This window comes from Kitasatospora sp. NPDC053308 (assembly GCF_055585785.1).
Map to the genome: position 1 here is coordinate 408,819 of NZ_JBVJJY010000002.1, position 26,094 is coordinate 434,912.

The following is a 26,094-nucleotide window of genomic DNA, read 5'->3' on the forward strand; positions in this document are numbered from 1 at the left end:
TTGGGCGGCGGCGCACCACACCGGGTGCCGCAGGCCGGACCCGAGACGCCGTGAGCCCCAGACCGGAGGAACCGATGAGCCCCCACCAGCCGACCACTCGCCCGGCGGCCGGGGGCCCCGCGGTGCCGTGGAACCGGCAGCGGCTGCGCAGCAACAACGAGTGGCTGCTGCTGGAGCTGCTGCGCACCGGTGGCGGCTCCTCGCGCGCCCAGCTGGCCCGGGACACCGGCCTCTCCAAGCCGACCGTCTCGGCCGCGCTGGCCGCCCTGGAGCAGGCCGGGCTCGTCCGGGAGGCCGGGCGGCTCGCCCCCGAGCGCGGCCGCACCGCCGTGCTGTACGAGGTCGACCCGACGGCCGGCCACGTCCTGGGCGTGGACATCGGCCGGGCCCGGCTGCGGGTGGCCGTCGCGGACCTGGCCGGGACGGTCGTGGCCCGCCGGGACGTCGCCAACCGCGGCCGTACCGCGAACGCCGTCGCGGACGCCGTGGTCGCCGCCGCGCACGGGACGATCGCCGAGGCGGGACTGGCCGCCGGGGACATCGTGCACGCGGTGATCGGCACCCCCGGTGTGTGGGACGAGGCGCGGCGCGGGGTGCGCTACGCCTCCAGCCTCCCCGGCTGGGGCCGGCCGGGGCTGTTCGACCGGATCGGGGAGGGCTTGGGGACGGCCGTGTCGGTGGCGAACGACGCCAACCTGGCCGCGCTCGGCGAGTACACCCTCGGGTCCGGGCGGGGCAGCCGGATGTTCGCCTACCTGCTGGTCGGCACCGGCCTCGGGCTGGGCGTGGTGAAGGACGGCGAGCTGCTGGTCGGCGCGCACGGCGCACTGGGCGAGATCGGCATGGTGCCGCTGCCCGGCCGCCCGGAGGAGCCGGTGGCCACCATCGAGCAGCAGACCTCCGCGGACGCGGTGGTGCGCACCGCCCGGGACTTCGGGCTGGCCGGGGAGGGCTCCGCACGACAGGTGACGGCGAAGCAGGTGTTCGAACGGGCTCGGGCCGGGGAAGCCGCGGCGGTCCGGGCGGTCGAGCGGGAGGCCGAGCAACTCGCCTACACCGTCGCCGTGTTGTCCGCCGTGCTGGACCCGGACCTGGTGGTGCTCGGCGGCGGGATCGGCAACAGCGCGGACCTGCTCCTGGAACCGCTGGAGCGGGCCCTGCACCGGATCGCCCCGATGCGCCCGACGCTCGCGCCCAGTCTCCTGGGAGAGGAGGCGGTGCTCCTGGGCGCGGTCTCCACGGCCCTGGAGACGGCCCGGCCCGAGGTCTTCGAACGCCGGACGGCGGGGCTGCGCTGACGGACGGGCGTCCGGGCGGCCGGGCGTCCGGACGGCCGGCGGGGTCGGCGGGCGGCTGGACGGCCGGACGTGGCCACCGGTCGGCCGGCCGTGGCCGCTCAGTGTGACGGCGGACGGGAGGGTGATCACGCTCGGTGGTCGGTAGGTCTCGATCCGGCCAACGAGTGCGGAAACGGTGTGCAGGCCGTGAGGGACGGCTGCTTGAATCGCCCGACTCATCCCCACGGAACGGAGCGTTCTCCTCCCATGCCTTCACGGATATCCGGGCGTCGCCGGGCCGGTCTGGCCGGATTCGCCGGACTCGTCCTCACCGTCGGTCTGGCACTGACCGGTTGCGACCCGTCGGCCGCCGACGGCGGTGCCAAGGCCTCGGCCACGCCGGGCGCCGTCGTCACCACGGCGCCGGCCGCGCCGCCGACCACCCCCGCGCCGCCGGCGGCGACGCCCACCACGCCGCCCGCGGCCCCGGCCGCCACGCCCCCGGCGCAGCCGGTGGCCCCCTCGGCCACGGCTCCGCAGGCGCCGCAGGCTCCGCAGCCGAAGGTGACCACCGCGCAGCCGCCGGCCGACCCGGAGCCGCAGCACACCGCGGCGGCCGCGGGCGGCGGGTGCGAACTCCGCTCGGCCGCCGGCAACTGCTACGAGGCCGGGCAGTTCTGCCGCAACGCCGACCTCGGGAAGAGCACCCACGACGCGAGCGGCCGGGTGATCTCCTGCCGGATGGTCAGCGGCAAGCCGCACTGGCAGGCCTGATCCGGCCCCGGACCGCGTCCCCGTCCCCGTCCCCGTCCCCGTGGCCGTCCTCGTCCCGCCGATCGGCGGTGAGACGTCGAGCACGCCCTACTGCGGGGCGGGGGCGGTCAGCGGGGCGAAGGTCTGCCGGAGGTCGACGACCGTGGTCGGGCCCTTCACCCAGGCGAGCGGGGCGTGGTGCACCCGGACCCCGGCCGGCTCCCGCAGCAGCGCCTCGCCGGCCGCGTTCTGCGGCCACTCCACCGAGCCGGTGGCGGTCCGCGCCGGGACCAGCCAGTAGTCGCCGCGGGTGTACTCGCCGCACGGCCGGAAGTACACCTGGACGCCGTCCTCCAGGTCGAGCCAGGCGCCCTCCTGGAGTTGCAGGGCGCCGCCGGCCAGCGGCAGGGCGGCCCGGCCGCGGGGCTCCCGGTGGTCCCAGCGGCGCAGGAACGGGTGCCGCTCGGCCAGCCGCCCGACCTCCGGCGCCGGTTCGGCGGAAAGCCGCACCCGGCGCCCCGGCAGGTCCGTCTCCTCCACCTGGAGCAGGTCCGCCGGCTCGCCCCGGTTGACGTACGCGCTGTCCGCGACCTCCACCCAGTCGCCGACCGAGAGGCTGAGCTTGTCGTCGTCGCCCAGCGAGGTGAGGTCCACCCAGACGCCCTCGATCGCGGCGATCGGCAGGACGACCGAGCCGTTCTCCCGGGACCACTTGAACGTGGCGCAGCCGTCCGCCGGGCCGCCGCGGTGGACCTCCACCCGGTACAGCTGGTTCTCCGGACCCCGGTAGCCGGCCTCCGGATGGGCCAGGCACGGGTCCTCGCTCGCCCGGTCCGGCCGACGGGCGCGCGCGGCCAGCAGCCCACCGGGCCGCTCGTGCGCCTCGGCCCACGCGTCGAAGGCCTCCCGCACCCGGGACACCCCGCCGTCCGGGACGTTCAGCTCCGAGGCGGGCAGGGCGAGCACCTGCCAGACGACCTTGGCCCGGGCCGCCGTGTCGGGCATCGCCGCACCGAGCGCGACCTCGCGGAGCTCCGGGTCCTCGACGGCGGTGACGCTGCGCTCCCACACCTTCAGGTAGACCAGGAACGGGAATGCGCCGGGCAGCCGGTCGCCGTCGCGCTCCTGGTCCCGGTAGGCGTCCGGCTGGTCCCAGTACGTCCAGCCCGCGGGCGCCTCCCGGGCGCCGCCGTCGGCCTGGACGGTGCTGCCCCGGCCGGGCTCGTCGGGCGCGGCGATGCCGGGCCCGGGCCGGTCGGCCTCGCACAGGACGCCGTCCACGTAGTAGCGGCCGCCGCCGATGGTGAGGTCGTCCACGTCGTGGTTGCCCGGCACGTAGCCGATCGCGAATCCGGCCGCCCCGGCCGGGCCGCCGCGGCGGCCGATCAGGTCGGCGGCGAGCGTGCGCAGCTGGTACCGCTCGATCGCGGCCTGCTCGTTGGCGTCGGCGTCGAGCTGGACCCGGCCCTGCTGGGTCAGCACCGCGGAGTAGTGCTTGCCGGGCCGGAAGGTCAGGCGCGAGAAGTCTGCGTGCACGGTTTCCCTTTCGGATTCGCTCGGGTTCACCCGGCGCGGCTCAGGAGGCGCGGGTCGGGTGGCGCGGGTAGGGCAGCGCGGCTGCTCGGGTGGCGCGGGTCAGGAGGCGTGGAAGATCCCGGCGTCGGTGTCGGCCGGGGTGTACTCGGCCAGCCGCGCCCGCAGGTTGTCCTCGCGCTGGGGCTGGAACAGGTCGTGGAAGGCGCCGAGTTCGGAGCGGTCCTCGGCGCCGCGGGTGATCTCCGGCGCGCATCCGGCGGCCGGCCGGCCGTAGTCGGGCGTGCCGTAGCGCAGGCTGGTGAACAGCGGGCGGACCCGTTCGGTCTCCAGCGCGCGCAGCCGGTCGGCCTGCGCCGGGTCCAGTTCGCCGCGCTCGACCAGCTCGGTCACCGCCGAGCGCACCCGGTCCGGCTGGCACTCGTACCGGCGCGGGGTGCGGGAGCCCGGCGGGACGTAGCAGAACCGCAGGCAGCCGAGCGAGCGGCGGGCCACCCGCAGCCGTCCGGTGAACACGCTGTCCTCGGCGATCGGCACCGCGTGGGTGTGCACCTCGCCGACCACCGTGGAGCGGTGGGCGTGCAGCAGGGCGTGGGCGTGCTCGCAGTCGGGCCCGGAGAGCGCGGGGCGGTCGGACCCGGTGGCGTCCAGGATGCTGTCGGAGAGGTGGATCTCCAACGGGTCGGTGCCGACCTCGTCGCCGACGACCTGGATCGTGCCCAGGATGCCGCGCTCGACGGTCACGCAGGCGGTGGTGCGGTCCAGCACCAGGCTGGGCTCCTGCGGCGAGTGCGGTTCGCAGTGCGGCTCCAGCGACCAGCCCGGCACCAGGGTGCAGTGCCGCAGGGTGAGGGAGGCCAGCGGTCCGGTGACGTTGACCCCGCGGCCGGTGATCAGCAGCCCGTCCAGGACCAGCCGCCCGCCCGGGCCGACGCCCCGGACGTTGAGCGCGTCCGGCCGGTTGCTGTACCAGTCGAGCAGCCGGATCACCGGCCGGGTGCCCTCGGCGGCGCGCAGTTCGAGGCGGTCGTCGGCCGCCAGGTCGAAGTCCAGCTGCTCCTGGTAGGCGCCGCTGTGGGTGATCTCGATGACGGCGGCGCCGCCCGCGCTGCCCGACTCCTGGTCGGCGCGCCACTGCCGGTAGGCGTCGTTGATCCGCTCGTACGGCCCGCCGGGGCCGACCCGGTAGACCGGCCGGTGCCGGGCCTCCGGGCGGTCGCGCGGGTACTCCCCGCCGCCGGTGTCGTCGCCGAAGGCGTAGTGGTAGTCGACCCAGACGCCGCGGCGCGGCGCGGAGCGGGCGCCGAAGGCGATCCGGCCGAGCAGCGGGTCGACGGCGACCTGCCCGCGCTTGGGCCGGTACGTCCAGTCGCTCAGGTCGGCCACCGTGATCTCGGCGGGCGGGACGGGCTCCTGGGAGCCGTCGCGCCAGATCGCGAAGCTCTTGCCCGGCCCGTAGTAGTCGGCCAGGCGCTCGGCGAGCTGCCGGCGGCGGATGGGCGCGGGCACGTTGTCGATCGTCGCCGGGTGGGTGGTCGACGGCTCCGGCTCGGGCTTGGTGACCAGTTGGGCGTCGTTGCCGAGGACCGAGAAGGTGAAGAGGTTCCTGGCCCGGTCGATGCAGTACGCGGGCGCCCGGGTGACCGGGTAGGGCTTCAGCCGCCACACGTACAGGGCGACCCCGGCCGGGGTGTAGCCGCCCTGGCGGCGGGCGGAGGCGGCCCGGCGGGCGTCGACGGTGTGCGCCTGCCCGTCGAAGGGCCCGCCGAGCAGGTCCAGTTCGGCGCCGCGCCGCACGTCCACCAGTCGGCCCCGGCTCAGCCGCTGACGGTCGGTCGGCTCCTCGTCCGGGCGCAGCAGCCGTACCGGCTGGGTGCCGCCGAGCAGCCGGGAGAGCTCCACCGCCCGGGCCGGCCAGTCGGCGACCGAGGCGGACAGCTCCTCCAGCAGGGCGAGCGTGCCCTTGCGCCGGCGGTTGGCGACGGTGTTCGCGACGTCGTGCCGCGGCGCCAGCCGGGCGGCGAGCCGGTCGCGGGCGGCGGCCCGCTCCGGGGAGGCCCCGCCGTGCAGGCCGGTGGCGAGGACCTCCTCGTAGCCGGGCAGGATCCGGTAGCCGACCAGGTCGCCGAGGTAGGCGACGGCCCAGTCGGCGGCGGTCTCCACGAACCAGTCCTGGTAGCCCTGCTCGATGCCGCTGCGGACGACGTCGACCTGTTCGGCGATGACGGCCAGCAGGGCGCGCAGCGGCTCGCCCGCCTCGGCGTCCCGCAGCCGGTGCCACTGCGGCAGCAGCTCCGCCAGCCCGTCCGGTTCACGAGTCATCCGCGGACCTCCTTGAGGATCAACGTGTCGGGCAGGTTCGGTGACAGCAGGACGAGTTGGGCCGGGCGGATGCCGCGGAACACCGTCACCACGCGGCCGGGCGGCAGCGGGCGGGTGTCGGTGACGGACGGGTTGAGGCGCAGCAGCTCGGCGAGCGGGATGCCGTTGCGGGCGGCGACCTCGGTGAGGGTCTCCGGGTCGGGGCCGCGCACCCGGTACCGCTGTTCGTCGTAGCGGGCGAGCCGGGCCGGGACGCTCGGCTGCGGCTGGGCGAGCTGCTCGGACAGGTGCTCCAGGCCCTCCGGGGTGAGGCTGCCGGGCACGCCGGTGAAGGCGTCGGCCTCGACCCGGTCCACGCCGGGCACGGCCTGGGCGGCGGCGAGCACCTCGGACAGGTGGGCGCTCTGGCCGAGTTGCCGCCCGGCGTACCCGAGCCGGTCGAGCAGGGCGCGGCGCAGCGCCGGTTCGACCAGGTCCCAGGAGTGGTCCGGGTCGACCTTGACGCTCAGGGCGAGGACCAGCAGGACGAGTTCGCGCAGCGCGACCTCGACCGGCAGCTTCGGGTCGCCGTAGGCGGTGAGCGAGGAGCGCAGGGTGCGGATCAGGTCGGAGTCGGTGGTGAGCGGGATGTCGTCCACCCCGGCCACCGTGACGTGGACCAGTTCCCGCCGGCCGTCCGAGAGCCGGGTGGCGCTCGCGCGCCCGATGCCGGCCCGGGAGCGGGTGAAGTCCTCGTAGTCGGGCACCGAGACCAGCCGGTCCAGGGCGGTGACGGCGAGCGGGATGGTGCGCCGGGCGAGGTCCGGGCCGTCCGGTCCGGCGCCGCCGGTGGCGGGCAGCGGGTTGACGACGGCGGAGACGCCGAGCGGGCGGGTGGTGAGCTGGGTGATCCGTCCGGCGCCGACGTTGCCGCTCTCGCCGATGCCGATCCGGTAGCGGGCGCGGACGTTCTCCCGGCCGGTGGGCAGGCGTGAACCGTGCACGCCGTCGCCGAAGGTGACGGTGGTGCGGCCGTCGCTCGTGGTCGCGGTGACGTAGACGCGTTCGTCCGGGCCGCGTCCGGCGAGGCTGTCGACCTCGTGCCAGCGCACTCCGTCGACCCGGACCTCCAGGGTGCTGCTCGCGCCCCCGGGGGTGTCGGCGGCGAGCCAGGTGAGCGGCGACTGCCACAGGGTGAAGCGCTGGCCGGGGACGCCGGCGTCGCCGCTGCCGATGGCCTCGTCGCGGGTGGCGCCCTGGGTGGCGCGGACGACGTTGCCGAGCACCTGGACGGAGTCGCGGCGGTAGCGGAAGGCGAGGTCGGCGCTGAGCGTGACGCTGGTGCGGACGGTGTCGCCGGGCAGGCGCGGGTCGACGCTCTGCTCGACGCCGGCGATCATGGCGAGTTCGGTGCCCCGGACTCCGGTGGTGTGCGGGATGTCGGTCCGCTCGCCGCTGACCGCGATCCACCGGCCGGGGGTCAGCCCGTCGTAGAGCCGGGCGAGGTCGATCCGGTTGCCGTGGACGTCCTCGGTGACGGGCTCGTCGGCGAGCCGCAGGGCCTCGCCGCGGGCGTAGACGGTGGCGTCCCTGATGTCCGAGAGCTGGGCGTCCTTGTCGTCCAACCAGGGCTGCTGCAGGGACAGTTCGGTCACCTTGCCGGTGATGCCGAAGTCGGCGCGGGAGATCACCCGGACGTCGGTCACCCGGGTGATGACCTCGGCGAGGTCGCGGCTGCCGGGGATGCCGCCGTCGATGCCCTTGCGCGGGCGCTGGACGACCACCCAGCTGCCGGGCGCGATCTGGTCGTACACCGCGTCGAGGGTGAGGAGCGTGCCGGAGACCGGCTGCCGCTTGGTGGTGAACACCACCTCGACCGCGGGCGGTGACTGGTCGGTGGCGGTGTAGCGGTTGATCCGGACGTTCAGCTCGCCGGACTCGGCGGTCTTCTCCTGGCCCGGGTCGAGCCGGTAGTCGAGCGCGGCGCCGCCGGGCCCGCCGTCGATCTTCACGTGGACGCGCCCGTCGGCCTGCGGACGGGACACGAAGACGGTGCGTTCGGGCAGCTTGGCCAGGAGCTCGGCGCTGACGCCGGCCTCCTGGTCGGGGGCGGGCACGGTGGCGCGCACCGCGGCCGCGTGCGGGTTCGGCGTGGGGACGGGCGGCTCGGTGGTGACCACCTTGACCTGCCCGGGGCCGAGGGGGACGGTGTGGTCCCACGGCAGGGAGAAGCCGTTGTGCGTCAGGCTGCCGGCCTCGACGTACGTGAAGTCGGCGGTCACCGGGACGGTGCCGGCGGTGTCGAAGTTGATCCGCACGCCGATCAGCGTGCTGCCGGAGAGCGGCCAGTCCACGTAGCGGTCGATCCGGCCGTCGGCGCCGAAGACGGGCTTGAGCGGCGCGGTGGCGCCGAACGGGGTGGCGACCACCCGCATCGCCTGGATCTCGTGCACGGCGAGCGGCGCCGTCAGGTCGACCCGCTGCCAGGCGGGGTAGAGGCCGTCGCGCAGCCGGGGGTCGAGGGCGGACAGCAGCTGCACGCCGAGGTCCGAGCCGGGCGCGAACAGGCGCTGCGGGTCGCGCGCGAGGTCCCGGGCGCTCAGCGGGGGCCGGGTGGGGGCGGTGCGCAGCGCCGCCAGCAGCGAGCCGAGCCCGCGGACGGCCGGGTCGGCGCTGTCGGTCCCGGTGCCGGGCGAGGTCGGCCCGGGCTTGTCGGGGGCCTGCTGCGGCTCCAGCTGGTGGGCGCGGTCGCGCAGGCCGGACAGCTCCTCCCCGAGGGCGGTGAACCAGTCGGCCACCGGCTTCCGCGAGCGCGCCAGTTCGGCGGCCTCGGCAGCGTGGGCGAGCACCGGGGCGAGCCGGTCGGCGAAGTCCGCGGGGGTGCTCAGCGGGCCGGACGGCCGGTCGAGGTCGGCGCGCAGCGGGGCCAGCACCTGGTCGTCGAAGTCCCACAGGACCCGGCTGTGCCCGGGACGGGGGTTGGGCGCGTCCTCGGAGACGGTGATCCAGTCCGCCAGCTCTTCGCGCAGGTCCTTGAGGGTGCGCAGGTCCCGGGGCAGCCCGATCACCGTGACGTCGTTCTCGCGGTCGAGCCGCACCTCCGGCACCAGCCGCAGCACCCGGTGGACCGGGTCGGCGGCCTTGTCGGCGCTGAACACGAACAGCAGCCGGTCGCCGGGCTTGATGTTGTTGGCGGTGCCGGCGGCGAACAGCTCGGCCCGGCCGCCGGGGTTCAGCTGTCCGGGCGTCAGCTGGTACGGGCGGCGGCGCAGCACCGCCAGTTCGTTCCAGGCGGAGCGGGCGGCGAGGTCCTCGGCGGTCTCGAAGGACTGCGGGTCCTCGCCGGGGCCGGGGACGCTCTGGCTGCGGGCGCCGCGCGGGACGGTCACGGTCGGGTCCTCGGCGGCCCGCGGGTCGTGGTCGAGCGTGTAGGCGAGGTAGGTGTCGGCGGCGACGCCGGGCCGGGGCCGGTGTCCGACCAGCCGGCCGAGCAGGGTGAGCGAGCCCTCCTCGACGGCGGTGCGCAGGTAGCCCTCGTTGGCGATCCGCTCGGAGTGGAAGGTGAGCACGTCGGCGAGCACGGCCCAGGAGTCCAGCAGCGCGATCGCCGGGTCGTCCGGGGTGCGGACGGTCAGGCCGTGCAGCGCCGGGTAGGCGGGGCCGGACAGCCGGGCGAGCAGGCTGTCGAGGAACTCGCGGTAGCTCCCGACCCGGTAGCCGATGGCGTCCAGCCCGGGCGGGTTGAACAGCGGGACGGGCGTCGCGGTGGCGGTGCCCGCGCAGCCGCAGGCGCACCGGCCGCTCATCGGCCGCCTCCCACGCTGGTGCACTGGCCGTTCATCGGCCACCTCCGATCACGATCGAGAGCCGGCCGTTCTCCGGCCGGTCGGGGTCGTTGTCACAGCCGGCGATCTCCAGCGCTCCGAGCCGCAGCAGCCCCTCGGCCGCCGCGCCGTCGTCCCGCCCGAACTGCCGCCGCAGCCGGGTGACCCGGGCACTGACCACGCCCGGGACGGCGGCGGCCGCGGCCACCAGCCGGGAGACCCGCACCGGTTCGCCGAAGCCCAGGGCGTCCGGGTGGAAGAAGCCGAGGCGGCCGTCGGGCAGGGCGCGGTTGCCCAGGACCCGCCGCAACTCGGCGAGCACGTGGCCGCGTTGGTGGCCGGGGGCGGCGCAGACCTGCAGTTCGAGGTCGATCGGCACCACCAGGGCGGGGCGGACGACCAGGTCGTGGCCGATCCGGCGGTACGCCTCCAGGCCGTGTCCGACCGCTTCGAGCAGGGTGGTGTCCGCGACGGCGTGCCCGTACGGCTCGACGGCGACGTGGACCTCCTGGACGCTGCCGGTCCAGCGGAGTTCGGCGGCGGCCCGCCGGACGCCCGGCAGCGCGGCGGCCAGCTCCGCGTAGTCCGCGGCGGTGACGGCGCGCAGCCGGGTGCGGCTCAGCGCGAGCGGGGCCGCCTGCCGCACCCGGTCGAGCGGTTCGGGATCGGTGCCGCCGGTTGCGGGCATCGGGTTGCGGACCCGGAGCAGCGCGTCCTGCGGTGTGACGGTGCCGCGCCCCCTCGGGTGGGGCGGCTGGTCCCGGCAGACCACCAGGTGGTTGATGGCCTCCGCGCCGACGTTGCCGGCCGTGCCGTTGCCGATCCGGTAGGCGACCCGCAACTCCGTTCCCGGCCTGGGCGGTTGACCGTGCCGGCCGTCGCCGAAGCGCAGCGCGAGGCGGCCGTCGTCCGCCGGCTCGCCGACGAAGTGCCGCTCGCGCGGGCCGTCGGAGAGCAGGTCCCGGCGGGGCGTCCACTCCTGGCCGTCGGCGGTGGCCCGGACGGCGGGCAGGGCGGCCCGAGGGTCCTGGACGGCGATCCCGGAGGCCGGGCCGGCCAGCGCGGGGGAGTCCGGGTCGAGCCCGGAGGCGTACCGCCCGCCCCAGCTCTGCGCCACCTCCCAGACGGCGGGCCGCCCGAGCACGCCGCCGGAGCGGGCCCGGGCGGTGAGCACCTCGAGGCGGCGCAGCTTGGCGGCGAGCAGCCGGGTGCGGCGGGCCAGCAGGTCGCGCAGTGCGGCGGCGGGCCGCTCCGCGAGGCGCAGCTCCTGCACCACCTGCGCCCCGAACAGCAGCGTCAGTTCGGCGAGTTCGGCGCGGGAGAGCGGGTGGCCGCAGTCCGCCCGGTGCCACAGCTCCGCCAACCGCTCCCGGACCCGTCCGGGGATCCCGGCGAGCAGGACGGCCTGCCGGGCGCTCACGTGCGCCCGGTCCGGGTAGGCGGCCGCCTGGGTGACCGGCGCGTAGCGCAGTACCGGGCGGAAGGGCTGCGGCAGGACGGGGTAGCGGGTCTGGTCGAGCAGCGTCTCCAGGGCCGCCGCCTGGGCGTCGGCGGTGGGCGGCTCGACCACGGCGCCCTGGCCGTCCTCGCCCTCCGCGTCGGCGGCCGGGGCGAGTTGGATGCTCAGCCCGGCCCGGCGGACGGCCGCCTCGCCGAGCAGCGCGTCCAGCTCGCGGACCTCGTGCGGGCGGAGCCGGCGGCCGGTCCTGGTGCGGTCGAGCAGTTCGTGGACCGCCTCCGCCGCGGGGCTGCCCCCGGTGCGGTCCGCGCAGCCGCATCCGTCCGGCTCGCAGGGCGCCACCCGGACCGGCTCCGGCGGCACCGCGAAGGTCTCCGGTGCTGCGCCGCAGAAGGTGAGCGAGCGGCCGTGGTCGACCAGGACGACGTTGCCGCGGGCGACGCTCACGTCGGGGATCGGGCCGCAGTCGCTCCCGCCGCGCGCGGACAGGCAGAGCGGGAAGGAGAGCGCGTCCTCCGGCGCCCAGGCGACCTCGACCACCGGCTGCTGGTACAGCTCGTCGACCAGCCGCGTGACCGAGGTGAGCCGGACGGCCTGGCGGTGCGCCGGGTCGGCGTCGGCGGCGGCGCCGGTGCGCGGGCCGAGCACCTCCTCGACGACCAGCAGGTCGCCGGGGCGCAGCGCCAGGTGCCGGGTGCGGTCCTCGGGCCGGTCGGTTTCGTGCCAGTCGTCGCGCAGGGTGGCCGAGGTCGCGCCCTTCGGCAGGACGCAGTCCTGGTCGCCCCAGGTCCAGAACCGGATGGTGTTGTGCGCGGGGTGCAGCACCAGGTCCGTTCCGCCGAGCGGCTCGAACACCTCGACCGCCGCCGTCCGGGTGAGGGCGTCCAACTGCTCGTCGGGGATCACCGTGGACAGCTCCGGGCGTTCCTGCGGGCCGAGCCGGCTGACGTCGACGGCGGCGAAGCGGAAGCGGCCGGGGTGGAGGGTGAGCGGGCGGTCCGTCGTCAGGGCGACGAACGCCCGGGCGTTGCAGCCCTCGTGCACGGCGTAGTCGATCAGCCGGACGTGCCGGCGCACCGACACCCGGAGGCGGGCGGTGTCGAGGTACGCCTCGGTGGCCACCGCGTCCTGCTGGTAGGAGAGCCGGTCGGCGGTGTGGGCGAGCAGTTCGACCAGGGTGATGCCGAGGTCGGGCAGGTGCCGCTCGGTCCAGCCGGGGGTGGTCAGGCTCATCCGGTCCAGCACCAGCCGGCGCAGGCTCTCGTAGTCGCGGGCGGTGTAGTCGATGACCGCGGTCGCCGGGGCGGAGGGCGGGCAGGCCTCCTCGGTGCGGCAGTCGAAGGGGGAGGGGCAGTCGGCGCCGAAGGAGAACCCGGCGCTCGCGTACCTCGGGTCGAAGCCCGGGTACGGCCGGGTGCCCGGCCGGCCGTAGGCGTCCGCCTCGACCACGGTCAGCCGGTAGCGGGAGGTGTCGCCGACCCGGTCGAGGGTGACGTGCATCCGGTCGTCCAGCTCCGGATCGTCCGCGCGCTCGATCTCGACCGCGAGGGCGCGCAGCCCGGTGATCCGGCGGCCGCCGTCGACGCGGAGGTTCTCCGGGCCGAGGCGGTCCGGCGCCCGGCCGAGGAAGGTCACGGTGAGCGTGCGCCCGTCGCCCTCCGGCTCGGCGCCGTCCAGCCCCAGCAGGTGCGCCGCGCGCACGTCGGCGCGCCGCAGTTCCGTCGCGCACCGGGCCGTCCCGTACCGGGGCGCCGGGGTTCCGGTCTCGGCTCGTCCGGTCATGCCGCCACCCCGCCCTCGAAGACGTCCTGCCGCTGGGTACCGGTCCGGCGGACCACGTAGGCCAGCTCGACGCGCACCACGTTCTCCTCGCTCTCCACGTCGAGTGCGGCGACTTCGATGACGTCGCCGAGCCACCGCTGCAGCGCCGCCTGCACGGACAGCTGCAGGGTGGCCGCCAGCTCCGGACTGTTCGGCGCGAACACCAGGTCGAGCAGCCCGCAGCCGAAGTCCGGGTGCATGACCCGCTCGCCGGGGCTGGTGAACAGCAACTGCTCGATCAGGTCGCGCACGTGGTCGTCGTACGCCGCCTCGGCGGTGCGCCCGCGGCTGTCGATCCGGAACGGGAACGCGAGGTCCGTCCGGGCCGACCCCGGCAGCGGAGCCGTCGGCCCGGCGCCTGGCCCGGCCTGCGGTACGGCCCGCGCGCCCCAGGGGTGCGCACCTCCGGTGGGCGCACCTCCGGTGGGCGCACCTCCGATGATCATCGGCCCGGTGTTCATACGCCCTCCGCCCGCTGCTGGACGACGGTGACGATCGGCGGCCCCTGCGGGACCTGCTCGGCGCTCTGGCACAGCCCGACGGCGGACCGCGGCAGTGCGGGGGAGCCGTTCACCCGGATCCGGGCGGACGGCACCACCCAGCGGACCGTCACACAGGGCTGCGGCTTGCCCGCCACGTTGAACGGGCAGCCGGTCACGGTGTACGGGTCGGCCGTACTGGTGACGGCCTGGCCGGCGGCCAGCACCCGCGCCTGGGCGGGCCTGGCCGTCGCCTGGCCGCCGTGCGGGCAGGTCACCGTCGCATTGACGTGCAGCAGGTTTCCGGTCATGTGGTTCTCCCCCGTCAGGTCACGCTCAGGGCGTCCTGGTTGATGGAAACGGTGGCACCGACGAGCGAGATCTCGGCGCCCTGGCCGTTGCTGATCCGGATGCCGGAGTCGTTGATCACGATCGAGGCCCCGCTCGGGGTGCGGAGCGTGATCCCCGTGGTCGGGTCGTCGGACAGTACGATCACCCGCCGCCCGGTGGTCTCCAGCACGGTGTTCGGCGCCCCCGGCGGGCCGGTCGTCGCCTCCACCGGGACCTCCGAGGCGGAGCCGTACCAGCAGCCCGTCCAGATCGGGTAGCTCTGGTCGCCCTGCTCGAACTCCACCCACACGCCCGCCCCGACCGGCGGGACGGCGTAGTGCCCCATGCCCTGACCGGCCACCGGGAAGCAGGGCATCGCCCAGGTCGACACGGCCTCGCCCAGCACGTCGGGCACCTGGGCCTGGATGCGGCCGATCCCGAGCGGGTCGGCGTTGTTCACCACGGTTCCCCGGAACTTGCCGAGGTAGCGGGTCGGTTCGGCCATGCGGGCAACTCCTGCCGCTCGGTGCCGGGCGGTCGGCGGTCACGGGACGACGGTCGGCTGGAGGGCGATCAGGCCCTCGCGGGTCAGCGTGAAGTTCTGGGTGTACGAACCGCGCTTGAGGTTGTGGGTGACGCTCTTGACGAAGTACAGGCCGTCGTAGGTGAGCCCGGCACCGCGCACGCCGACCAGCTCGCGCGGCCGCAGCACGTGCCCGTACCGGACGACGTCGAGCCGGCCGGAGCCGGAGACGGCGTCCGCCGACTGCATCGCCTTCGCGATGGTCTCCGCGACGGCCTGGGTGGTGTCCTTCTTGGCGGTGTCGGCGATGACCTTCTTCTTCAGCGCCGGCGCCGGCCTGAGCGCCAGCGGCGGGCGCAGGATGCTGACCTCCGGCACCGGCAGGACGGAGGACACCTTGGTCGCCGGGAGCTGGATGCGGGCCTCCGGCTCCTCGCGGGCCGTGCCGTCGAAGGCGAAGGTCAGCTGGTCGACGTTGGACAGCGCGTCCATGTTGACGTTCAGCGCGGGCTGCGGGACGCCGAGCCGGTTCTCCGGCCCCCAGTAGGCGCGGCTCATCCCGGGCACCGGGCCCGGGTCGAGGTAGAACACGTAGCCGTTGGCCTTCGCCAGCTCGCTGACGTACCCGAGGTCGGTGCCCTTCTGGAAGTCGATCCGCCGGGTGGGCATCGGCGTCTGCGGCACCAGCTCCGGGACGACCAGCGGCAGGATGCCGTACTGCCCGTACTTGCCGATGATCGCGGCGACCCGGGCCGCCGGGGACATCGCCGGGAAGGGCACCCCGGCCTGCTCCTCCAGGTCCATCAGCACCGTCAGGTCCTCGCCGGTGACGGTGAGCGTGGACTGGCCGGGCTGGTTGCTGATGCCCACCTCCTGGCGGATGATCACCCCGTCCATCAGCACGGTCGGGGTGCCGGTGACGGTCGCCATCAGCACGACCCTGATCTTCGGGTCGAAGAAGCCGCCCGGCAGCAACGCGGTGTTGATCAGCCCGGTCTTCGACAGGTCGAAGGCCAGCTGGAACCCGCTGCGCTGCCCGGACGCCACCGTCACCTGCGCCGACAGCAGGGCGTCCGTCACCGGCTGCGGCACCGGCACCGGGATCTGCGGCCCCATCAGCAGGCTGAGCCGGATCGACCCGACGAGCCCGCCCCCCGTGACGGCCGCGAGGTCAGGCACCACCCACCCCCGGCACGGCACCCGGCAGCGCGATGGTGATCCGCCGGCCCGGCGTCGCCGTCAGTTCCCGCGGATCGACCACCGGGTTGGCGTCGGCGATCCGCCACCACTGGTCGGCGCTGCCGAGGTAGCGGTTCGCGAGCAGGTCGAGGCGGTCGCCGGCGCTCACGGTGTGCTCGGCGAGCGGGGTCAGCCCGTCCGCGCTCGGCAGCAGCCGGCGCCGCAGGTACGGCACCTGCCGCCCGTCCGGCGTCGTGTGCACGGCCACCGGGACGCCGTGGTACCGGCTGGTCAGCGGGTACGGCGAGGGCGCGGGAAGCGCGCCGGACGCGGGGTCGACGGTCATCGGAGCCCCCCTCCCAGGCCCAGCACGCCCAACCGGCCGTCGGCCGCGGCGCCGACCAGCCGCTCCTTCTGCGCCAGGTGCACCAGGTACAGCTCGGCCCCGCGGTGGCCGGTCGGCAGATCGGTCACGGTCAGCACGCGCAGGCCGATCGCGACGGCGGCCCTGATCGGGTTCAGCTCGATGTCGAACGCCTCCTCGGTGATGGTGAGTTCGGTCAGCCGCACCGGCAGGATCCGCTTGCCGCCCCAGGTGAACAGCGTCAGCGGCGCCTCGACCGGCGTGATCTCCAGCGTCCCCGCCGCGGCGAGCGCCTGATTGGTCCTCAGCTGCGCACTGGTCGGCTGCACCAGCAACTCCAGCGTCGCCAGCTGCGGATGGATCCCGTTCGGCGACGGCACGTCCAACTGGTCGGTGGCGTCCAGCTCCGCGGTGAACTTCCAGGTCTCGACCGCCGGCCCCTTCAGCCGCAACGCCTCCGTCCGGTCCCCGCTCCCCTCCGCCCCCGCCGTCTGCGGCGCCAACGACCGCTCCAGACTGTCCGGATTGAACTGCAGCACGACCACCCGCTGCGGCGTCCCCCGCTGCGGATCCACGATCACCAGCCCGGCCCTGATGGGCCTCGGGGTGTCGCTGTAGCCGGTCACGCGTCTCCTCCTTCCCCGTCGGACTGCTTCTCCTGGGCGGCCCGTCGGCCGCGCTCAGCGATGGCGGCGCGCGCCTGGCCGCGGACCTTCTCCTCCGGGTCGTGGTCCCGCAGGAACATGAACAGGGGGTGGAGTTCCTCCCAGTCGAGGCGCCCGGCGCAGAAGACGGCGATCCGCCGGACGAGCGGCTCGGGATCGTTCATCGCCCAGCGGAACAGCGCGAACATCTCCGGGTCGAACGGGCCGTAACAGTGGACGGACAGCTTCCGCAGGGCGTTCATCAGGGCCACGCCGTCCCGGGTGCTGTCGAACAGCTCGGTCATGGTCCCGTTGTCGTGCACGCCGATCCGCCGGCGGACGAATTCGACGGTCGGTTCCCGGTCCGGGCCCGCGATCAGGAAGTAGTGGACCTGGAGGAGATGGTCCTCGATCCAGTAGACGGCCGCACCGCGGTCGGGCGTCAGCCAGATCTTCTGGAAGGGGGAGCCGTCGCTGCTCTCGGTCGTCGAGTGGAAGTCCCAACCGGCTTCTTCCGCGAGCCTGTCGACCTCGGCACGACCGAGTACGTCCTTGGGCACGAGCCGCACGAACAGGGTCAACGGAACTCCTTGATGGCAGTCGGGAATTGAGCGGTCACGAGGGTATCCAGAGGCCGCCGGACGACTTCCGCCATCCGGGGTGCAGCTTCTCGTCCGAGGCTATTCGGCCGTCGGGTGCGAGGAACCGCGCGGCGTTGTGCATCGCCCACAGGGGGAACTGCACGACCAGCTGTTCATCGCTGAGCATCAGGACATCGGCCTTCGCCTTGGCGAAAGCGCGGACCATGAGGAGCTTGGACCGTGTCGTCATCCCCGCCACGGCCGTTTCGAGCTGAGCGCCCCGTCTGGTGAGACCGCCCGTCCGGGAGTTCGTGTGATCGGCGGCGATGTCCTGCGGGTTCAGCAGGTACTGCGCGCCGGCCACCGCGTTGCGCGGCGCCATGGTGTTGGTGTTCGACACGACGTCCTGCCAGGTCGCCCCGGGGAAGTTCGCGAGTTGCCAGGCCGCGATGTTCGTCATGGCGGCCGCCGGATAGCGAGCGCCCTCGACGGTCGGCATGAGCCTGGCCATCGCCGCCATCGTCTCGGCGGCCTTCGGATTGCTGCGGAAGAACTCGTCCTGCGGAACCCGGCCCTGCACGAGGTCGAAGAAGGCCCGCTGCATCCGCTGACGGGCTTGGGTCGATCGGGCGGCCACGCTGACGCCCTCCTTGCCAAGGCCGTGGGCGATCCTGTCCTCGATCTCGGCCAGCTTGTCGGCCGCCGCGTCCTTCGCCGCCGGCCCCTCCTTGACGTAGTGCCCCGACCCCAGACCGCTGAGCACCTTGGTCAGCCCGGGCGGAGTCTCACCTGCCCGGTCGCCGGTCCTGATGACGCCCTGCTGTTCGCTGACACCGATCTCCACACCACCGGCGGATGCCATGATGATGCGCTCGTGTCCCGGAGGCCGGTTCCCCCCGCGGATGGCGCGAGCCTCGACCAGACCGGCGCGGGCCGGCCGGGTCACCAGGCTGGGCGTGTCCGACGCGCTGCGGCGCTCCTGGTAGGCGCGTTGCGCCGTGTTGAGATCGTCGGACCCGGCGACGACGCTCGGCGCGTTGATCATTTTCTCGGCGAGCTGATCCATGATGCGCATCAGTGCGGGTTCGTTCTTCCGCACCAGGTCCTCGGCCGCGGGGATGTGGTCCCGGACGTCCTTCTCCGGGTTGAGTTCGGCGGTGATCGCGGTCAGCGGCCCGTCCTCGCGGGCGCTCAGACGGGTCAGCCGGTACCACGCCCGCATTCCGCGGAGGACTCCACGGAGCGTCAGGCGCCCGACACCGTGGCCGAGCAGGCGATCCACCTTCGGCCGGATCCGGGCGACGATGAGCTCCAGGCGCTGCTTCTTGGCGTCCGGGGAGTTCTCGTGGGCGCGGCGTTGGGCGCGTTGCCGCTGGCGCTTCTGGTGCCAGGCGCGGAGGCGGTCGCGCTGGGTGCGGTAGGCGTCGCGGAGCTTGTGGGCGCCGGTGGTGAGGGCGCGGCCCAGCTTGCTGTCGAGGAGTTTGCGGCCGAGGGTGCGGGCGGCGACGCGGACGCGGGTGAGGGCGGACTTGACGGTCTGGCGGGAGGCGTTGAGAGCGCGGCCGACGGCGGAGGCGGGGCGGCGGGGTGCGGTGGACTGGGGGCGGGTGACCTCGCGGCGCGGGCGCCCGGGGGTCGCCGAGGGGTGGCGCTCCGCGTGCCGGACGGTGTGCCGGGCGGGGCCGGTGCGGGCCGGCCGGGCGGGGCGGGCGCGGCCGGGGGAGGGCGGCTTGCGCAGCGCCCGGGTGGCCCGGCGCAGCCCCGCGCGGGCCTTGTTGACGGCGTTCCCGGCGGCCTTGCGGGCGCCCCTGCCGGCCCTGGCCAGCCCCTTGAGGATCTTCTGGGCGATCGCCTTGAGCTTGCCGCCGACCGCCTTCCCGGCGCCCTTGAGCTTGCTGAGCAGGAAGTTGGAGATGAAGTCGAGCAGCGCGACCACGCCCGCCGCGACCACGTCGGCGAACAGGCAGGCGGCCGCGCCGGACTTCACCGCCTTGAGGAAGGTCACGAACTTGCCGATCGCGGCGACGATCCTGCTGATGGTGTTCCACGCCGCCACCAGGCCCTCGATGATCGCCATGATCGCGCCCGCCGCCGGCACGATCAGCGACACCAGCTTCTCGACGACGATCGAGACGATCATCCCGGGCAGCGAGGCGACGATCGCCTGCCAGGCCATCCGTCCGATCTGGGCCATCGAGATGCAGCCCTTGACCAGCACGTTGACGATGGTGGAGGTCAGGCCGACCACCGACTCGACCTTCTCGTCGAACCACTGCTTGACGGCGCTCTTGATCGCACCCCACAGGTAGTGCCGGACGCCGTCGATCGCGGCGGTGCCGAGCTTCTTCAGCCATCCGCCCGGGTCGGCGGCGACGTCGCCGATCAGGACCGCGAACTCGCCGAAGACCGCGATCGCCTTCTGCACGAAGTCGATCGCGTCCATGACGGCCTTGCGGACCGCCTCGACCGCGGCCTTGAGCCCGGCCTCCAGCACGTTCAGCAGCGCGTTCAGCCCGGCCGCCAGCAGGTCGAGCAGTTTGTTGACGGCGTTCTTGAGCCTGTCCGCCCACGCGTTGACCTTGGCGACGGCCTTGTCCCGCCACTCCTCGATCTTCTTGCGGAACGTGTCCCGCAGTTCGGGGAAGGCCGCCAGCAGCACGTCGCAGAGCGTGATCAGCGCGTCGGCGAGCTTGTCGATCAGCTCGACGGCGAACTTCCGCGCCTGGTCGATCGCCCAGTTCGCGAACGTCCGGAAGCCGTCGATGATGTCGTCGACCAGACCGCGGAAGTAGTCGAAGACCTTGGTGACCGCCTCGACCAGCGCGTCGAAGGCGGCCTTGACCTTGGACTTGACCCAGCCCCACCAGCCCTCGGACTCCTCCTTCTTGCGGTCCTTCTCCTTCTGCGCCTTCTCCTCGGCCTCCCTGCGCTTGTCCTGGATCTTCTGGTTGTCCTGCTGCTGACGGTCCTGGACGTCCTGGTCGGCCGCGGTGCGCTTCTTGTCGATCTGCCCGGTCTTGTCCCGGTGCTCCGCGTCGGCGTCCTGGTCCGCGGTGGTGACCTTCCGGTCCTGCTCGGTGCGCCACTGCTCCCGCTCGGCCTTCACCTTCTCGGCGGCCTCGCCCCGCTCGCCGGCCTGGGCCTGGGCGTTGTCCGCCACCGCCTGGTCGACCTCGGCCTGGTTCTGCCGGCGCGCCTCGGCCTCACCCTGCCTCTGCCGCGCCTGTTCGGAGCCCAGCCGGCTCTGCCCCTGGCCGACCGCGGCCTGGATCTGCGGGCCGCGCTCCTGCTGGGTGACCACGCCGATGCCCGGCTCGGTGTCGACGGCGCCGCCCGCCCGGGCACCCCCGGTCCGGCCGCCGCCCGGGACGGAGGCGGTGAGGGTCTCCGCCGGCACGTCCGGGTAGATCCGGTCCTCGCCCATCGGCTTGGCGGCGTCCTCCCGGCCGACGCCGAGGATCCTGGTGGAACTCTCCTTGAGCTTCGCCGCCTGCCGGTCGGTGCGGGCCGGGTCGCTCTCCCCGGTCAGTTCGACCGTCGGCGCGGCGCCGACGGTGGTGTTCAGGGCCGGGTCGGTCGTGGGCACGTCGCCGACCGCGCCCTGCAGCTGCTGCACCTCCTGCGGCGAGACCTGGTTGCTCGCGTCGTCGGCGACGTGCGGCGCGGCGATCCGGTCCCCGGGGTTCCGGCCCTCGACCTTCTTCTGCTCGGCCTTCTGCTGCTCGCCGTCGGTGCCCTGCGGCCCGACCCGCTCCAGCCGTTCCGTCACCGCCTCGGCGGGCGGCGCGGCCTCGGGCGGGCCGGACTGGGTCCGCGGCGCACCGGACGGGCGCTGGACGGCCGGCGGGGCGGCCTGCAGCCTGGCGTGCCGCTCGCCGACCGTACGGTCCACCGAGGTGTCCACGCCGTCGAGGGTGGCGGCCATCCGGTCGGGCGGCAGGCTCGCGGCCGTCGCGAGGGCGCCCTGCGGGTCCTGGGCGGAGACGTCCGGCGGGGCCTGCTTCCGCTGCCTGGACGCGGTGCCCCCGGCGGCGCCGCCCGCCCCGCCGCCCGCCGCGCAGCCACCGCCCGCGCCGCCGTCCTTGCCGCCGTCCTTGCCGCCGGTGTCGTCCGGCTCCGCCTCGGTGGTGGGCTGCTGCGAGCCCGCGCAGGCACCGCCGCCGGACTCCAGCGAGGCGTCGGGTGCGGGCTGGGCGGCCGGCCCGGCGGGGACGTCGGTCTGCTCGGCGGCCGGGCCGGGGGCGGCGCCCGCCGCGGTGCCGGTGTCGGTGCCGGTGTCGGGGCCGGCGCCGGGGGCGGTGCCGGGACGGACCGGGCCCTCCCCGCCGACCGGACCTCCGGTGGCGGGTCCGGCGGCGTGCTCCGGGCCCGCAGCGCTCGGTTCGGGGGCTGCCGTGGGCCCGGTCTCGCGGGCCTCCTCGGCGGGGGACTCCGGCTGCTGCGGCTCCGTCGGGTCGGGCCCGGCGGCGGCAGCGGGTGCCGGCGGCGCGGCCGGGTTCTCGGTCGGGCCGGTGGTCGGTTTCTCGGCCGGGCCGGTGGTCGGGTTCGTGGCCGGGTCAGGGCCGATCTCCTGCTCGACCGGCTGTTCCGGCTGGAGGTCCCGGGCGCCACCGTCCTCGGGCTCGGCGGTGGCGGCGGCCGACTCGGTGGCGGCCCCCGTGGGCGGGGCCTGCTCGGGGGCCGCCGGGGGCTCCGTCTCGTCCTCCGGCCGGCTCTCCCGCTCGGCCTGCACCTGGTCGGCCTTGGTCGCGGGCGGCTCGGGGAACTCGGGTGCCTCGGCGCCGGCGGCGGGCGCGCCGTCCGCCGCCGGCGTGATCTGATCGGCCGTCGGGACGGCGGACACGTCGAGGTCGGAGGAGGGCAGGAAGTCCCCCGGATTGAGTTCCGGCCCGGGGGCGGCCGACTGCGCCGGCCGGTCCTCGTCCGTGGCGGGCGTGTCGGGGACGTCCGCGTCCGCGCCCGGCTCCAGGCCCAACGGCCGTTCCGCGTCCGTGGTTTCGGTATTTCGGCGGTCACCGGGGTGACCGTCCAGCAGCCCGTGCCGGGCCAGCGGACCGTCCTCGGCCTGCGCGATCGCGTCCAGGCGCTCGGGCTTGACGGGGGCCGACTGCGGTGGCGGCGCGGCGGCGGGATCCTGGGGCTTCGCGCCCGCCGAGGGCTGGGTGGCGACGTTCACCGGTCCGGCGGCCGGCGAGCCGGGGCCGGGAACCGCCGCCGGCTGGGCGCCCTCCTCCGGCGCGGCGGCCTGCTCGGGCCCCGCCCCGGGAGTCGGGGCGGCCGCCTCCCCGACGGTGGTCGGCTGCGCGTCGGCGGCGGGCTGGGCTTGGGCCTGGGCCTGGGGCTGGGCTTGATCGGCCTCCCGCTGGGGGGCCGACTGCGGGGCTTGCCGCTCGTCCGGCGGAGTCTGTGCGGCCTCGCCCTCCGAGGGCTGGGGCTGCCGACCGTCCTGTGCCTCGTTCCCACCGTCCTTGTCCGCCGTGTCCGCCGTGTCTGCCTCGCCTGCCTTGCCTTCGCTGCCTTCCTTGCCCTCTGTGCCGCCGTTCCCCTGGCGGCGCTTGCGGCGTTGCTCCTGATCGCCTGACGGCCGTGCCCCCTGGGGGAGTTGACCGTTCCGTTCCCGCGCGTCCGTCGGCCCGAGCTCCTCCGTCGGCTTGCGCTCTTCGGTGGCCTCCTCGGCGGCCCCGTCGGTGACCGGCTCGGGTGTCTGCGCGCCGTCCACGTCGGCGGGGCGGTGCTCGGCGGCCTCGACCAGCTCCAGCACCCGCGCGTAGTCCGACGAGGGCAGCCGGTCCGCCAGGCGGGCGAGCACGGAGGCCTGCAACTCCGGTGCGAAGCGGGCGAGTTGCAGGCGGACCCGGCCGGAGGAGTCGGTCGGGTCGCCGCGCAGCGAGCGCAGGATGCCGGCGGCCAGCCGGTCGACGAGGGTGGCCGGGTCGAGCCGCTCGGTGCGGAACCGGTCGGCGTCGACGGTCGCGTAGCGGAGCCAGCCGGGGGTGGCACCCGGCGTCGCCGCCGTCGGCCGGTCCTCGCGCGCGCCGTGCTCCGCCTCCCGTTCGATCGCGTCCTGCGGCAGGCTGACCGCGCCCAGATCGCGGCCGGCCCGCAGCGCGCCGAGCGGGTTCGGGGCCTGGACGGTGTGCAGCAGTTCGTGGGTGAGCAGCCGCCGGCCGTCCTCACCGGCGGGGCGGTACTTGCCCTCGCCGAAGAAGAGGTCCGGACCGACGGCGACGGCGTCCGCGCCGATCAGCTCGGTCAGCGCGGCGGAGTCCCGGTCGGTGTGCACCCGGACCCGGCTGAGGTCGTGCCCGAGCCTCGCCTCCAGCTCCCGCCGCACGCCCGGGTCCAGCGGCTGGCCCGCGCCGGAGACGATCTCCTTCGGTTCGGGCGTACGGGCCTTCGGCGCCCGCGTCTTGCGCCGGGCCGCGCCCTGCTGGGCGTCCGGCCCGGAGTCCCGGGCGGGCGCGTTGAGCCGGCTCATGACCGCCCCCGTTCCTGGGCCCGGCCACCGCCGGACAGCCCGGTGTGCAGGGCCCGTGCGAGTGCCCGGCCGAGCCGCTGCGCCGACGCGTCCGCGGGCAGCGGCGGCAGTCCGGCGAGCACGTCCAGCGCGCGGTCGCCGTCGACCGCGAGCGGTACCCCGCGTTCCGCGACCAGGCGGGCCAGCTCGCTCCGGAACGCCGCCGCCAGCCGGTCGTGGTCGATCCGCGCGAAGCCGTCGAGGACCAGCTCGCCGATCTCGACCTCGATCCGCCCGGCGCTGCCGGTGCCCGCGCTGCCGGTGCCCGTGCCGCCGGTGCCCGCGCTGCCGGTGCCCGTGCCGCCCGTGCCCGCGCTGCCGGTGCCCGTACCGCCCGTGCCCGCGCTGCCCGTTCCCGCGCTGCGCCACCCCGCACGGTCCGCGGTCACGCGGCCCGGCCCGGAAGCGGTTCCGGGCCCCTCGGTCAGATCCATCCGGAGACCTCCGAAGGCGTCAGCGAGCGCTCCAGCTTGAGGTACTCGGTGCGCGCGGCGGCCAGCAGGTGCCGCATCTGCAGCGGGCAGCCCTCGTCGGCGGCCAGGAAGGCGGCGGACAGGGCGATGTTGCGGATGGAGCCGCCCGCCACGGTGAGCTGGGCGAGCCGCTCCGGATCGACCCCCTGGCTGGGAGTCTGGGCGGGGATGACCCGGCGCCAGATCTCGGCGCGCTCCGGCACTCCTGGGAACGGGAAGTCGGCCACGAACCTGATCCGCCGCATGAACGCCGGGTCCAGCGCCTTCTTCATGTTGGTGGTGAGCACGGCGAGGCCCCGGTAGGCCTCCATCCGCATCAGCAGGTAGCTGACCTCCAGGTTGGCGTAGCGGTCATGGCTGTCCTTGATCTCGCTGCGCTTGCCGAACAGCGCGTCGGCCTCGTCGAACAGCAGCAGCGCGCCTCCGCGTTCGGCCGCGTCGAAGACCCGCCGGAGGTTCTTCTCGGTCTCCCCGATGTACTTGCTCACGACCTGGGAGAGGTCGATGACGAACAGGTCCACGCCGAGCTGTCCGGCGACGACCTCGGCCGCCAGGGTCTTCCCGGTGCCCGAGCCGCCGGCGAACAGCGCGGTCACGCCGAGGCCGCGGCGCAGCACCGACTCGAAGCCCCATTCCTGGTAGACGGTGCCGCGGCGGCGGACGTGCGCGACGATCTCGCGCAGCGTCGCGAGCTGGCGCTCCTCCAGGACCAGGTCGTCCCAGCCGGCGCGCGGTTCGACCCGCCGGCCCAGCTCGTCCAGGGACATCCGGGCTTCCACCAGTCCGGCGAGCCAGGCCAGTCGGCTGACGTCCGCACCCTTCCCGCCGTCCCCGCCGTTCCCGCCGTTCCCGCCGTCCCCGCCGTCCCCCTCGTCCGTACCCGGCGACCCCGCCTCGCCGGTGCCGTCGGCCTCGGCCTCGGCCTCGGCCGCCCGCCGGGCGGTCGCCGCGGCCGAGCGGATCACATGGCCGGGAAGCGAGAACTGCGCGGCCAGCGCGCGCAGCCCGCCCTCGGTGACCCCCGGCGCGCCGTCCAGCGCCTCGGCCCAGATCCCCAGTTGCTCCTCGGGGCCGAGCGGGGGCACGGTGAGCCTGGTGCGGTCCGAGGCCCCGGCGGGCGAGGGCTCGTCGCCGGACACGACCAGCGGCACCGCGAGGCCGGCCAGGAAGGCCTCCGCGCCGTTCGGGGCGTGCGGACGCTCCCGGCCCGGCTCCCCGCTCTCCACCAGCAGCGCGGCCGGGATCAGGATCGCCTCGCGCTGCCACAGCCGGGCGAGCTGCTCGCGCTCGGCGGGTTCGGTGGGCAGGTCCTCGCGGTGGGCGGCGTAGAGGCCGAGCCCGGCGCGGTGGGCCGCCTCCGCCGCGATCTCCCAGCGGGTGCGGCGGTCGGCGCCGCTCAGTCCGGTGTGCGGTGGGACGTCCAGCCCGGCCGAGGTCCACGCCCGTGCCAGCTCGGCGGCGCACCGCTCGTGCGGGCCGGGCAGCTCGCCGGGTGGTCCCACCCGGGTGAGCAGGCCGTGCAGCCGCACGTCCAGGTACGGCACGCCGACCAGGTAGTGCAGCACCCGCTCGTCGATCCGCAGCCGGGAGGCGGTGAGCGCCGTCTCGTCGTCGAGTTCGACCAGCCGGAAGCGGCGCAGCGGGCCGACCGGGGTGAGCGCGCTCCAGTGCGGCTGGTCCAGGGCGGCGAGGGCGAGGGAGAAGGTCGGGTGCGCGCGCGCCGGGTCGCCGCCCGCCGCGGCACACCGGGCGGCGGCGGTGGGGTCGATCGCGGGAGCGGCGGCCAGCACCAGGACGTCGCGTTCGAACGGGGTGAGGCCGAAGGAGGCGGTGAGCGCGTCCAGGGCGGTGGCGGGCTGCCGGCGCCCGCTGCGCCGGGCGGCGGATGCCGACGGTCCGGCGGGCCCGGCCGACCGGCCGGCCGCGTGCGCGTCGACCCGGTCGAGGACGGCGGCGACCGCGGCGGACAGCGCCTCCCGGTGCGAATCGTCCGCCGAGCCGTCGCGGCCCTGCCTGCGGCGCGTGCTCATCTCCGA

At 75.3% G+C, this 26,094-nt stretch carries 16 protein-coding genes; 2 read left to right on the forward strand and 14 right to left on the reverse strand.

Going from position 1 to position 26,094, the window contains the following annotated elements; genetic code table 11:
• Window positions 1-74: 74 nt before the first annotated feature.
• Together ACZ6Y7_RS07115 and ACZ6Y7_RS07120 are read left to right on the forward strand one after the other, a co-directional pair.
• A complete protein-coding gene (locus ACZ6Y7_RS07115) occupies window positions 75-1,298 on the forward strand; it encodes an ROK family transcriptional regulator (RefSeq protein ID WP_465756815.1) in 1,224 nt (407 codons plus the stop codon).
• A gap of 246 nt (window positions 1,299-1,544) precedes the next feature.
• The gene (locus ACZ6Y7_RS07120) at window positions 1,545-2,051 is read left to right on the forward strand and encodes a hypothetical protein (RefSeq protein ID WP_465756816.1); all 507 of its coding nucleotides are present in this window, start codon (window positions 1,545-1,547) and stop codon (window positions 2,049-2,051) included.
• 87 nt (window positions 2,052-2,138) lie between these two features.
• Here ACZ6Y7_RS07120 and ACZ6Y7_RS07125 read toward each other — a convergent pair whose 3' ends face one another.
• The 14 genes from ACZ6Y7_RS07125 to ACZ6Y7_RS07190 form a co-directional block, all read right to left on the reverse strand.
• Window positions 2,139-3,566: a DUF6519 domain-containing protein gene (locus ACZ6Y7_RS07125; RefSeq protein ID WP_465756817.1), complete on the reverse strand. Its 1,428-nt coding sequence runs from the start codon at window positions 3,564-3,566 to the stop codon at window positions 2,139-2,141.
• Between the two features lie 99 nt (window positions 3,567-3,665).
• Window positions 3,666-5,885 carry a hypothetical protein gene (locus tag ACZ6Y7_RS07130; protein ID WP_465756818.1) on the reverse strand — a complete coding sequence of 740 codons (2,220 nt, stop codon included), beginning with the start codon at window positions 5,883-5,885 and terminating at the stop codon, window positions 3,666-3,668.
• Window positions 5,882-9,670: a putative baseplate assembly protein gene (locus ACZ6Y7_RS07135; RefSeq protein WP_465756819.1), complete on the reverse strand. Its 3,789-nt coding sequence runs from the start codon at window positions 9,668-9,670 to the stop codon at window positions 5,882-5,884. The genes ACZ6Y7_RS07130 and ACZ6Y7_RS07135 overlap by 4 nt, the downstream gene beginning before the upstream one ends.
• A 31-nt stretch (window positions 9,671-9,701) precedes the next feature.
• Window positions 9,702-12,929, reverse strand: coding sequence for a putative baseplate assembly protein (locus ACZ6Y7_RS07140; protein ID WP_465756820.1), 3,228 nt, complete (start codon window positions 12,927-12,929; stop codon window positions 9,702-9,704).
• The gene (locus tag ACZ6Y7_RS07145; protein WP_465757010.1) at window positions 12,926-13,306 is read right to left on the reverse strand and encodes a GPW/gp25 family protein; all 381 of its coding nucleotides are present in this window, start codon (window positions 13,304-13,306) and stop codon (window positions 12,926-12,928) included. The genes ACZ6Y7_RS07140 and ACZ6Y7_RS07145 overlap by 4 nt, the downstream gene beginning before the upstream one ends.
• Window positions 13,307-13,425: 119 nt before the next feature.
• Window positions 13,426-13,758, reverse strand: a complete 333-nt coding sequence (locus ACZ6Y7_RS07150) for a hypothetical protein (protein ID WP_465756821.1) — start codon at window positions 13,756-13,758, stop codon at window positions 13,426-13,428.
• Window positions 13,759-13,772: 14 nt separating this feature from the next.
• Complete coding sequence (locus ACZ6Y7_RS07155) at window positions 13,773-14,282, reverse strand: phage baseplate assembly protein V (RefSeq protein WP_465756822.1); 510 nt, start codon at window positions 14,280-14,282, stop codon at window positions 13,773-13,775.
• 39 nt (window positions 14,283-14,321) lie between these two features.
• Window positions 14,322-15,479, reverse strand: coding sequence for a hypothetical protein (locus tag ACZ6Y7_RS07160; RefSeq protein WP_465756823.1), 1,158 nt, complete (start codon window positions 15,477-15,479; stop codon window positions 14,322-14,324).
• Window positions 15,472-15,825 (reverse strand): LysM peptidoglycan-binding domain-containing protein, encoded by a 354-nt coding sequence (locus tag ACZ6Y7_RS07165; RefSeq protein WP_465756824.1) that lies wholly within the window; start codon window positions 15,823-15,825, stop codon window positions 15,472-15,474. Before ACZ6Y7_RS07165 ends, ACZ6Y7_RS07160 begins: the two co-directional genes overlap by 8 nt.
• A complete protein-coding gene (locus ACZ6Y7_RS07170; RefSeq protein ID WP_465756825.1) occupies window positions 15,822-16,469 on the reverse strand; it encodes a CIS tube protein in 648 nt (215 codons plus the stop codon). Before ACZ6Y7_RS07170 ends, ACZ6Y7_RS07165 begins: the two co-directional genes overlap by 4 nt.
• Complete coding sequence (locus ACZ6Y7_RS07175) at window positions 16,466-17,068, reverse strand: hypothetical protein (RefSeq protein ID WP_465756826.1); 603 nt, start codon at window positions 17,066-17,068, stop codon at window positions 16,466-16,468. Before ACZ6Y7_RS07175 ends, ACZ6Y7_RS07170 begins: the two co-directional genes overlap by 4 nt.
• A gap of 34 nt (window positions 17,069-17,102) precedes the next feature.
• A complete protein-coding gene (locus tag ACZ6Y7_RS07180) occupies window positions 17,103-23,546 on the reverse strand; it encodes an eCIS core domain-containing protein (RefSeq protein WP_465756827.1) in 6,444 nt (2,147 codons plus the stop codon).
• On the reverse strand, window positions 23,543-23,974 hold the full coding sequence (locus ACZ6Y7_RS07185) for a hypothetical protein (protein WP_465756828.1): 432 nt from the start codon (window positions 23,972-23,974) through the stop codon (window positions 23,543-23,545). Before ACZ6Y7_RS07185 ends, ACZ6Y7_RS07180 begins: the two co-directional genes overlap by 4 nt.
• Window positions 23,975-24,009: 35 nt before the next feature.
• On the reverse strand, window positions 24,010-26,088 hold the full coding sequence (locus tag ACZ6Y7_RS07190) for an ATP-binding protein (protein ID WP_465756829.1): 2,079 nt from the start codon (window positions 26,086-26,088) through the stop codon (window positions 24,010-24,012).
• Window positions 26,089-26,094: the final 6 nt, after the last annotated feature.

What these genes read in the sequence shown, in the direction of transcription:
- ACZ6Y7_RS07180 (WP_465756827.1), bottom strand. Translation starts at nt 23,546, where the DNA reads ATGAGCCGGCTCAACGCGCCCGCCCGGGACTCCGGGCCGGACGCCCAG.
- ACZ6Y7_RS07115 (WP_465756815.1), top strand. Translation starts at nt 75, where the DNA reads ATGAGCCCCCACCAGCCGACCACTCGCCCGGCGGCCGGGGGCCCCGCG.
- ACZ6Y7_RS07130 (WP_465756818.1), bottom strand. Translation starts at nt 5,885, where the DNA reads ATGACTCGTGAACCGGACGGGCTGGCGGAGCTGCTGCCGCAGTGGCAC.
- ACZ6Y7_RS07120 (WP_465756816.1), top strand. Translation starts at nt 1,545, where the DNA reads ATGCCTTCACGGATATCCGGGCGTCGCCGGGCCGGTCTGGCCGGATTC.
- ACZ6Y7_RS07135 (WP_465756819.1), bottom strand. Translation starts at nt 9,670, where the DNA reads ATGAGCGGCCGGTGCGCCTGCGGCTGCGCGGGCACCGCCACCGCGACG.
- ACZ6Y7_RS07155 (WP_465756822.1), bottom strand. Translation starts at nt 14,282, where the DNA reads ATGGCCGAACCGACCCGCTACCTCGGCAAGTTCCGGGGAACCGTGGTG.
- ACZ6Y7_RS07165 (WP_465756824.1), bottom strand. Translation starts at nt 15,825, where the DNA reads ATGACCGTCGACCCCGCGTCCGGCGCGCTTCCCGCGCCCTCGCCGTAC.
- ACZ6Y7_RS07150 (WP_465756821.1), bottom strand. Translation starts at nt 13,758, where the DNA reads ATGACCGGAAACCTGCTGCACGTCAATGCGACGGTGACCTGCCCGCAC.
- ACZ6Y7_RS07140 (WP_465756820.1), bottom strand. Translation starts at nt 12,929, where the DNA reads ATGACCGGACGAGCCGAGACCGGAACCCCGGCGCCCCGGTACGGGACG.
- ACZ6Y7_RS07190 (WP_465756829.1), bottom strand. Translation starts at nt 26,088, where the DNA reads ATGAGCACGCGCCGCAGGCAGGGCCGCGACGGCTCGGCGGACGATTCG.